General features: G+C 59.3%; 1 protein-coding gene. It reads left to right on the forward strand.

What is annotated here, in order from left to right; all coding sequences use genetic code 11:
• Window positions 1-692: succinylglutamate desuccinylase/aspartoacylase family protein (locus EN780_RS35215; RefSeq protein ID WP_128276538.1), on the forward strand; the 692-nt coding region annotated here is incomplete at its 5' end.
• Between the last annotated feature and the right edge of the window lie 285 nt (window positions 693-977).

The raw sequence follows: 977 nt of genomic DNA on the forward strand, positions 1-977 counted from the left end.
GGTTGAATCTCAATCGCGTGTTTCCGGGCCGCGCCGACGGGTCAGTGACACAACGAATCGCGGATGCGGTTTCGCGCGTATTGTTGCCAATGGCCGACACTGTATTTGATTTGCACAGCTTCGGACCAACGTGGGATTTTCCACCGGCGGCCACGACGCACCCCATTGCCGATCTCGATCTTATGGCCAGGACGGTGAGAATGGCGGAAGCGTTTAAATTGCCCTTGTCATTGGTCTGGGATTACAACGACACGGCTGGAATGTTCGATATCCTGGCCCAGGAGCAGGGCAAGGTTTTTGTGTGCGCTGAATTCGGCGGCGGCACGGTCGGCGCGGATAATCTCGCCATCTACGAGGCTGGAGTACGCAACGCGCTCATCGCGCTCGGGTTGGTCGAGGGTAAAGCCAAGTATCCAACGTTCCGTCAACAGAAGTCCGGCCAAACGCTCGAAACGCATCCGTCCGACGAGTTGAAATCGCCTGCACCGGGCATCTTCGAACCTCGCTGCTCGGTGTTGGATGAAGTGAAGGAGGGAGATCTCATAGGCATCCTGCATCCGATGGATTCGCTGTCCGCTGAGTCCATTGACATCCGGGCGCCTGGAACATCCATCGTCTTCGCCATACGATCGGGCGCGCATGTCGACGCCAACGAAGGAGTAGCGCTCGTGGCGCGATCGCTCAAACTCTGACAGTCGGATGCGCATCGAACTCCCGCTGGACCGCACCAGCAGGAAAAGGAGATAAGATGCTGGTGCCTTCCAGAGTAATTAGCATCCCGTTGAAGAAGCCCAACTGTGCGCGCGACGAAGGCTGCTTCGTCGCGTAATGACCTCTCGAAGACGGCGTGCACTACACCCTGTGGCAATAATCGCCAGGACGCCGAGCCCGCTCGACCGCCTGACGCTGGAGGTGGCCGCCGCCCGCCTAAGCCCGGGCGATGCGCACCGAGCTGGAGGTGGGCATGTCTGCTGTAC

Origin of the sequence: Mesorhizobium sp. M4B.F.Ca.ET.089.01.1.1 (assembly GCF_004022605.1) — a bacterium.
Taxonomy (GTDB): domain Bacteria; phylum Pseudomonadota; class Alphaproteobacteria; order Rhizobiales; family Rhizobiaceae; genus Mesorhizobium; species Mesorhizobium abyssinicae.